This is a genomic window from Rhizobacter sp. P5_C2 (genome assembly GCF_054049715.1).
Map to the genome: position 1 here is coordinate 88,024 of NZ_JBFULV010000011.1, position 8,601 is coordinate 96,624.

The 8,601-nt window shown below is 70.1% G+C and carries 8 protein-coding genes; 5 read left to right on the forward strand and 3 right to left on the reverse strand.

Translation table 11 applies throughout. From position 1 onward, the window contains the following. Window positions 1-39: 39 nt before the first annotated feature. Window positions 40-771, forward strand: coding sequence for a siderophore-iron reductase FhuF (gene fhuF / locus ACXJLU_RS06150; RefSeq protein WP_457329565.1), 732 nt, complete (start codon window positions 40-42; stop codon window positions 769-771). Here the strand turns inward: fhuF and ACXJLU_RS06155 are convergent. Together ACXJLU_RS06155 and ACXJLU_RS06160 are read right to left on the reverse strand one after the other, a co-directional pair. Further along, window positions 768-3,131, reverse strand: a complete 2,364-nt coding sequence (locus ACXJLU_RS06155) for a penicillin acylase family protein (RefSeq protein ID WP_457329566.1) — start codon at window positions 3,129-3,131, stop codon at window positions 768-770. The genes fhuF and ACXJLU_RS06155 overlap by 4 nt on opposite strands. A 26-nt stretch (window positions 3,132-3,157) precedes the next feature. Continuing rightward, window positions 3,158-3,991: a formyl transferase gene (locus ACXJLU_RS06160; protein ID WP_457329567.1), complete on the reverse strand. Its 834-nt coding sequence runs from the start codon at window positions 3,989-3,991 to the stop codon at window positions 3,158-3,160. Between the two features lie 81 nt (window positions 3,992-4,072). Between ACXJLU_RS06160 and ACXJLU_RS06165 the strand changes: the two genes are divergently transcribed. Genes ACXJLU_RS06165 through ACXJLU_RS06180 form a run of 4 tightly spaced genes read left to right on the forward strand, consistent with a single transcriptional unit; the run spans window position 4,073 to window position 8,077 of the window. Continuing rightward, window positions 4,073-5,191, forward strand: coding sequence for a GNAT family N-acetyltransferase (locus tag ACXJLU_RS06165; protein WP_457329568.1), 1,119 nt, complete (start codon window positions 4,073-4,075; stop codon window positions 5,189-5,191). A 2-nt stretch (window positions 5,192-5,193) separates the two neighbouring features. Next, window positions 5,194-6,462, forward strand: coding sequence for a lysine N(6)-hydroxylase/L-ornithine N(5)-oxygenase family protein (locus ACXJLU_RS06170; protein ID WP_457329572.1), 1,269 nt, complete (start codon window positions 5,194-5,196; stop codon window positions 6,460-6,462). Between the two features lie 5 nt (window positions 6,463-6,467). Beyond that, a complete protein-coding gene (locus ACXJLU_RS06175; RefSeq protein ID WP_457329573.1) occupies window positions 6,468-7,061 on the forward strand; it encodes an RNA polymerase sigma factor in 594 nt (197 codons plus the stop codon). Continuing rightward, entirely contained in the window at window positions 7,058-8,077 is a 1,020-nt protein-coding gene (locus ACXJLU_RS06180) for a FecR family protein (protein WP_457329569.1), read from the forward strand. Before ACXJLU_RS06175 ends, ACXJLU_RS06180 begins: the two co-directional genes overlap by 4 nt. A 120-nt stretch (window positions 8,078-8,197) precedes the next feature. Here ACXJLU_RS06180 and ACXJLU_RS06185 read toward each other — a convergent pair. Next, the coding region (locus tag ACXJLU_RS06185; RefSeq protein ID WP_457329570.1) for a hypothetical protein at window positions 8,198-8,601 on the reverse strand (404 nt) is incomplete at its 5' end.

Consider the following 8,601-nt stretch of genomic DNA (forward strand, 5'->3'; position numbering starts at 1 on the left):
TCAGCTGAACATCGCCCGCCTTGGTTCGTCTGCTGACTCGTGATCCCGTTGCTTGAACCTCTTTTCCAGGGCGCCTGGGCGCCGCTCGGCGAGGCGCTGGTGTGCGCTGCCGAACCGCCGGCCGATGCCGTGCCGGTGCGGCGGCTGATCGACGAACCGGCCTTGCTGGAGGGACTGCTGCGCCACCACGCCCTTCACCGTGGCGTGACCGGGAGCGACCTGCGCGCCGCCGCGTCGAGCTGGTGCTTCGCGTACCTCGATGCGCTGCTGCCGCCGGTGGTCGCGGCGGCCAGCGTGCTGCAGCATGTGTTCCCGACCGCGCCGCATGAGATGCAGGTCGTGGTCGGTGACGACGATGCGGCGCCGCGAAGCTTCCACATCGGGCATGGCGGCACGGCCCGGCCCGGTACCGGCTGCGGCGAACGCCTGGCGCCGTTGATCGACCTGCACCTGGCACCGCTGTTCGCGCAACTTGCGCGGTGCTCGCGGGTCGCGCCGAAGATCCTGTGGGGAAACCTTGCGCGGCGGCTCGACGGGTTGTTCGAGCAGGGGTTGGCGCTGACCGGCCACGCGCCGCACATCGTGCTTGACCGCGACACGCTGCTCAACCGCCCGCTGTGGCACGACGGACGGGCCAACCCGCTGCTGCCTCGGCAGCGCCCGCACCCCGAGGCATCGCGGACGATTCCGCTGCATCGGCAGTGCTGCCTGTTCTATTGCCTGCCCGGCGAGGACTACTGCAGCGCCTGCCCGCTGTTGCCAGCCCGCTAGCGCAATCTCGTCGTCCGCAGCTTCGGATCGCGCGCGATCTCGTCCTCGCGGAACGGGAAGCGCAACCAGTCGTGCCGCGCGTAGCGCGCGACCGACGCATCGGCCGAGCCGCTGCCGGCGGTGATCGCCGTCTCGCCCTCGCCATGCGCCAGCAGCGTGTGCGCCACCACACCCTGCGGGCCGAAGTGCACCACCTGCAGATAAGTGTCCGCCACCGCATCGGGGCCGATCGGGTGCGTGTCGTCGCCGTCGCAGGCCACGTTGAAGTACCCGACGACATGGCAACCGCCCGACAACGCCAGGCGTTCCCCGCCGCTCTGCACGAAGCGCCGGCTGCCCAGCGGCGCATCCAGCGCCCAGCCGCGTTCGCCGAACGCCACCACGGTCGCCGCCAGCGCCTGCGCGACACGCGGGTCGCCCGCCTTCGGCGCACGCGGCGTGGCCAGCGGCGCATCGGCCGCGAACGGCACGCCGAAGAACTCGCCGGGCGGCAACTCGTCGAGCCGGGTCCAGAACGCGTCCCACAGCAGCGCGCCGCGCGCCTCGGCATCAGCACGGTTCGGCCAGCGCGCCAGCACCTCGCAGGCCGGGCCGACGTCGACCTCGCGCCCCGCCAGCACCACCCGCGGCTGCGCGCACACCGCCGCCAGCAGCTCGTCCTTGAACAGCTCGGCCGACAGCGGGCGCGGCAGCAGCACCGCGTCGCGCACGCGCCGGCTCAGCGCCTCGGCCGACTCCGGCTGGCCCGACAGACCTTGCGCGATGCGGTGCCCCAGCCGACCGCGCAGCGACAACGCCTGCCGCTCGCCACCCAGCACTGTCGCGAAGCCCTCCAGCGGCTGCTTCGGGTTCGACAGCCAGTAGCTGTCGTTCATGTTCGCGACGTAGTCCTCGCGCAGCAGCCCCGGCATCTTCGACACCGGCATCGTGCCGGGCTGCATCGCTGCCGCATCGCTGCGCCAGTCGCAGGCGGCGCGGCTGCCGTCGAGAAATGGCGTCACCGGATCGACGCCTGCAAAGCCCTGCGCAAGCGGCGTGCTGCAGGCGGCGCGCAGTTCATCGGGCACGTTCGGTACCGCGCCGACATCGCCGAGCCAGGCCCGGCCGTCGCCGCGCCCGATCGCCGCGGTGTTCACCCAGGGCATGCCCGCCTCGCGCTTCTGGATCGCGATGAAGTCGTCCAGCGAGCGCGCCTGGTTCCAGGCCAGGAAGGTGCGGAACACGCGGAAGTTCTCGCCGTTCACGTCGCGCATCGCGATGGCATGTGCCGTGCCCCAGCCGAACGGCGCGGCGCGCAGGCCGAGGTCGACGATCGGACCGAACCGGCTGCCGTACAGCGTGCGCGTCACGCGCTGCAGGCTGCCGTCGGCAGCGCGGGTGTCCACCGTCACCTCGCGCCGCTGCATCGGCTCGCTGCGGCCGTCGACGAGGTAGCGCGTCGGATCGGCCGGGTCGAGCGACAGGTCGAACAGCCCGAAGCGCCGCGCCGCCGACACCGTGTGGCTCCACGCGATGCGGTCGTTGAAGCCGATCATCACCAGCGGCACGCCGAGGAAGGCGACGCCGGCCACGTCGACGCGGCCAGGGATCGTCAGGTGCATCTGGTAGAAGCGATCGGGCCCGCCCCAGTACCAGTGCGGGTTGCCGAACAGCACGCCGCCGGACTCGCCGGTCGCCGCGCGGCCGAAGGCCAGCATGTTGCTGCCGAGCGCCGGGTGGTCGCCGACCTGCTGGCGCGGCCACGGGGTCGCGTCGCCGACGGCTGCGGTGGGGGCCGCAGGCCGCGCGTTGACGATCTCCGGGATGAAGCGCGACCAGCCGGCCGCGACCTGCGCCGCGTAGAAGCGCCGCAGGATGTCGTCGCCGTTGATCTCGCGCACCCACGGCTCGTGCAGGCACGCCTGGCGCGCCGCTGCGCTGCCGCTGCGGCGCGCCTCGGCCAGGTAGCGGTTGTAGCCAAGCGCGAAGCCGTCAGCGGCGTCCAGCAGGTCGCGCGGCTGCGCGACTCGGGCGCGCGCGAGCATCGCGTCGTCGGCGAAACCGCGGAAGAAGACATCGAGTTCCAGGTTCAGCGGCTGGCCGAAGGTGGAAGGGTGCGCCGGCCGCGCATCGGCCCCGAAGAACAACGACCGCTCGCCGCGCCAGGTGACGAAGCCTTCGGCCAGCGTGCACAGCGCGTCCTGCGCCTGCACGTAGCCGATGCCGGTGCCCAGGCCGCGCCAGGTGGCGGCGCGCAGGTGCGGGATGTCGTCGGCGGTGCGTCGGATCTCGACGCCGACGAGCGCCGGTGGGCGCGCGTGCACGGCGGTGATCAGCAGGACCAGCGCGCCGATCAGCGCGACACGTAGCGATGCATGCATGGGAAGGTCCGATCAGAAAGAGGGGTTCATCGCGCCGCCAGCGCCGCCAGCCCCTGCTGCAGCGCCGGAAACAGGCTGTTCTGGAAGTTGTTCCAGCGCAGCTCGAGGATGGTGTCGGCCGGGTCGATCTCGGTGGCCAGCACGTCGACGATGACCTCGCCCGAATCGATGCCGTTGTCGACGTAGTGGAATGACGCGCCGGTCTGCCGCACCGGCGCGACCGGCGTGCGGGCCATCGTGCGCCAGTCGATGCGCTCGCCGCGGGCGCCGTGCAGCGCATCGAGCGTGGCCCACGCGCCGCGCCGCTGGTGCGGCGAGCCCTCGCGCGTGATGCCGGGGTGGATGTTGACGATGCGCCGGTGGAACGGCGCATCCGGCCGCACCAGCTCGTCGAGAATGATCAGCAGTCCGTCGAGCACGACCACGTCGGCCTGCAGCGCGAGCAGGCGCGCCAGCAGCCGGGCCTCGAAGTCGCGCTTGCCGGCGGGCCGCTCGGCCGCGTCGAGCGGCAGCCGGCGGTAGGTCGACGGCACCGACTCGATCAGCTCGGCCACCGGCCTGCCCTGCACCTGCAGCGCCGGCGGAAACGGCCAGCAGCGGCTCGGGTGCGGCGAGAAGCCGTAATCCTTCAACTGCTCGCGGTCGCGCGGGTTGCCCTCGTCGTCGTCGAAGATCACCGCCTGCAGCGAGTACGCCTCGCCGAGCGCGCTGCCGTTCAGCGTCTCGACGAGGAATTCGAGCGGCGACTTCATGTAGCGCGTCGCACCCTTGTACGCGACCGGCTGCCCGGCGCGGTCGGCCGCCGCGTTGCGCAGCGACGCAATGTAGACAATTCTTGCCTGTCGTTTTGACGGTTCCATGTGCGACATGACGAAGCACGCGGCTCGCTGTTCAGCAACGAAGGCCGCTGAACAAACCCGCCGACCGCTCGTCATGGAGGCATGAACAGCGGCACACCCAGCACACGACCCTCTCCCGATCCGGCAGCCCCGCGCTGCGTCAGCCATCCGTCCGGCCAGGCGCTGCAGGTGCAGCGCGATGGCGACCGGCTGGTGGTCAGCGACTTGCAGCCCCCGCGCGCCGGCGAAGCGCCCCGCGAGCGCATCGGCCGCTGGCAGTGGAAGCACGATGGCGGCGAATCCGCGCTGCAGTGGCTCGGCCCTTGCTCGGGCGAGCCCTCGCCGGCGCACCAGTTGGCGATCATCGAGGCGGCCTTCACCTTCGAGCCCGGCACGCCGACGCTGACGCTGGCGCCGCCGTTCGCGTCGGCACTGAACCTCGCCGAGCACGGCCTCGCGCTGCCGACCTCGGGCGGCAGGATGGCCGTGCACCGCGAGATGTTCTTCCAGCACGCGCCGATGTGGTTGCCGCAGGTGCTCTCGCCGATCCCGCTGCGCTACACGCTGACCGAGAAACTCCGCCACCCGCTGCGCGCGGCCAAGCGCAGCGGCACGCTGTACCAGCGCCACATCCCGTGGCTGGCCCAGACCTTCTCGTTCCGCAGCCTCGACATCGACAGCGACCTGCCGCGTTTCCACCGCTGGATGAACGACCCCGACGTCGCGCAGGTCTGGCAGGAAGACGGCGACCTCGCGAAGCACCGCGGCTACCTCGATGCGATCGCCGCCGACCCGCAGATGCAGTCGATGATCGCGTGCCTGGACGGCGAGCCTTTCGGCTACTTCGAGGCCTACTGGGCGAAGGAGAACCGCATCGCGCCGTTCTGCGAGGCCGACGACCACGACCGCGGCTGGCATGTGCTGATCGGAGAGCCGAGCTTTCGCGGCAAGGCCTTCGCGACCGCCTGGCTCACCTCCATCTCGCACTACCTGTTCCTTGCCGATCCGCGCACGCGGCGCATCGTCGGCGAGCCGCGTGCCGACCACCGCCAGCAGCTGCGCAACCTCGACCGCTCGGGCTACGCGAAGGTCAAGGAATTCGACTTCCCGCACAAGCGCGCGATGCTGGTGACGCTGCTGCGCGAGCGCTTCTTCGCCGACACGCTGTGGTGGCCGCGCGAGGACGACGCCCCCACTTCCACCCTGCAGGCAAGGACATGAGCATGCGCGTGCACGACCTCATCGGCATCGGCTTCGGGCCATCGAACCTGGCGCTGGCCGTCGCGCTCGACGAGCAGCGGCGCGCCGGCCGGCCCCTGGTGGATGCGCTGTTCATCGAACGCCAGCCCGGCTTCGCGTGGCATCCGGACATGCTGCTGTCGCATGCGCACATGCAGATCTCGTTCCTGAAGGACCTGGCGACGCTGCGCAACCCGACGAGCCGCTTCACCTTCGTGAACTACCTGCACCAGCAGGGCCGGCTGCAGGACTTCATCAACCTGAAGACCTTCTACCCGAGCCGCCGCGAGTTCAACGACTACCTCGGCTGGGCCGCGGCGCAGTTCGACGACAGCTGCGTCTACGGCGAAGAGGTGGTCGAGGTGCTGCCGCAGGTGCAGGGCCGCGAGGTGCAGCTGCTGCGGGTGCGCTCGCGCGACGCTGCCGGCCAGTGGCACGAGCGGCTGACGCGCCACCTGGTGGTGAGCATCGGCGGCACGGCCAGCATCCCCGAGGCCTTCCGCGCGCTGAAGGGCGATGCGCGGGTGATGCACTCCAGCGGCTACCTGGCGGGCGTCGCGCGGCATGCAGATGCGAAGCGCATCGCGATCGTCGGTGCCGGCCAGAGCGCGGCCGAGCTGTTCATGGACCTGCACGGCCGGCCGAACGCGCCGCAGGTCGACCTGGTGATGCGGGCCCGCGCGATCCGGCCGGCCGACGACAGCCCGTTCGTCAACGAGATCTTCAATGCCGGCTTTGTCGACCAGGTGTATGCGCAGCCGGAGGCGCAGCGGGCCGAGATGCTGGCGGAGTTCCGCCACACCAACTACGCCTGCGCCGACCTCGACCTGATCCGCCAGATGTTCGCGGTGTTCTACGAGCAGCGCGTCAGCGGCGACGAGCGGCACCGCTTCCTGCGGCGGCACGAGATCCAGAGCGTGCGGGCCGCGCCCGACGGCATCCACCTGAACCTGCTCGACGTCAACGCCTCGCGCGAGAGCAGCCAGCGCTACGACGCGGTGGTGCTGGCCACCGGCTATGCGCGCGAGCAGCACCATGCGCTGCTCGGCGACCTGGCGCCGTGGCTCGGGCGGCTGGACGTGGACCGCGACTACCGCGTGATCGCGCCGCGCGAGTTCCGCCCCGCGGTGTTCCTGCAGGGCGCCTGCGAGACCACCCACGGGCTGAGCGACACGCTGCTGTCGATCACGGCCGTGCGATCGAACGAGATCGCGACGAACCTTGCTACACTCAATGCGAACAATTCTCATTGAGCGAGGTGCTCTTCCAACGCATGCGCGAGCTGATCCAGGAACTGGTGGCCCACTGTGCAGACCTGCGGCGGCAGCTGACGCGCGAGCTTCGGGACCCGCAGCATGCGGCCGACATCGCGCAGTCAAGCTTCGAGCGGGTCTATGCGCTCGCGCTGGGCGACGGTGCGCAAGCCGCCATCGCGTCGCCGCGCGCGCTGCTGTTCCGCGTGGCCCGCAACCTGTGCATCGATGAGGCGCGGCACCGGCAGGTCGTGCAGGCCTGGGCCGCGCAGCAGTCCGGGTTCAGCCTGCAATCGGCGGCCCCGTCGTGCGAATTCGTGCATGCGCAGCGCCAGGTGCTGCGGCGCGTGATCGGCGTGCTGGAATCGCTGCCGCCGTTGCGGCGCGAGGTGTTCCTGCTGTTCCGCGCCTATGGCTTCACACGCACCGAGATCGCCGGGCGGCTCACGCTCAGCGAGGCGGCGGTGGCCAAGCACCTGGTGCGCGCCGCGCTCGATTGCTCGCGGGTGTTCGCCGAGATGCAGGCGGCATTGATCGAGGCGCCGGCGGTGTCGCCGCGCAGCAGCTTTCGGGCGAGCTTGGCCGAGGAGTGGGCGTGAGCCGCAGCGTGGCGGCCGAGAAGCTGATCGCGCACGCGCTCGACCTGGTCGTGAAGAGCGAGGTCGAGCCTGAGCCGGCGGCCGGCCGGGCGCTCGCGCGGCTTCGGCAGTGGATCGGCGAGTCGCCCGATCACGCGGCTGCGGCCGACGAAGCGCAGCGGCGCTGGCAGATGCTGGGAGGCATGTCCGAGCAACTGCGCGAGCATTTCGACGAACCGGTCGCCACGAGCGCTTCAACGGGGCGGCGCAGGCTGCTGCTGTCGGCGGCGGTGATGCTCGGCGGCGCGGCGTTGGCGGGCCGGCTGGGTTGGCAGTACTGGCAGGCGCCGGTGTTCACGGCAGCGTACCGCACGCGGCCGCTGCAGTTGCTCAACGTCAGCCTGCCCGATGCCCAGCCGGGTACGCAACTGGCGCTCGGCGCCGACAGCGCGATCGACGTGCGGCTGCACCGGCAACGGCGCATCGTGCGGCTCGAGGGCGGCGAACTGCGTTGCGACGTGGCGCACGACGCCGCGCGGCCGTTCCAGGTGCTGACGCGCGACGCGCGCATCGAGGTGCTGGGGACGGTGTTCAGCCTGCGCGATCGGGGTGGTGCGCTGACGGTGGGCGTCGAACGCGGGCGGGTGCAGGTGGCGCTGCGCGAGGGGGCGCTGGATGCCACGACGAACGGCGGCCCGCATCGCTACGGGCCGCCGGTCATGCTGGCTGCCGGGGAACTGCTCGACATCCGCAACGGCGTCGCACAGCCCCCGCGCGCCGGCGACGCCGCCTCACTGGCCGGCTGGCGCGACGGCTGGCTCAGCTTCCAGGACACCCCGCTGCGCGAGGTGCTGGCCAGCGTCAACGCCTACCGCGCTTCGCCCATCGTCAGCACCGATTCACGCGTCGACGCGATGCGGCTGACCGGCCGCTTCCCGGTGCGGGATGCGGCCGGGTTGCTCACGGTGCTGCCCCATGTCCTGCCGGTCACAGTGCGCATGCGCGCCGATGGCTCCGCTGAAATCGCGACCCGCTGACGACCTCTCTCAGAATCGTCACGACTTTCGCGGAGGCCGGTTGATGCGAGTCAGGCCGGGATAGCCTGACGAGTGGCGACTTGACGGCCGACGAGCTGATCGAATGCCGGGTAGAACCCATCACTTGATGTCGACGTGCTTCTCCATGACTGTCCTGAAACGAAGCCAGGTTTTATCCCACAACTCGAAGTTGAATTCCTGGGGACTCTTTTTCAAAGATGCTTCCACAGCTTCAAAGGCATTCTTCTCCTTTCCATGCCAACCTTTCAGACTGAAATTTCTGTCTCGCTCTTTTTCTATCATCTTCCTGACAAACGGCAACCCGTTCGGCCCTGGAATATATTGATCTCCATTTGCTCCAGGAAGGCCATCATGCGTCCGGAACATCTTGACAAGCTCGTCACGGAAATCATCCGAAAGCTCTGTGGACTGAACAGAATGCAAAAGGTCATCCACGTACTCAAATTGCGGCGACCAAAGCTTATTCCACGGGGGCATCAATGCAACCTCACTCTGTTCATCGA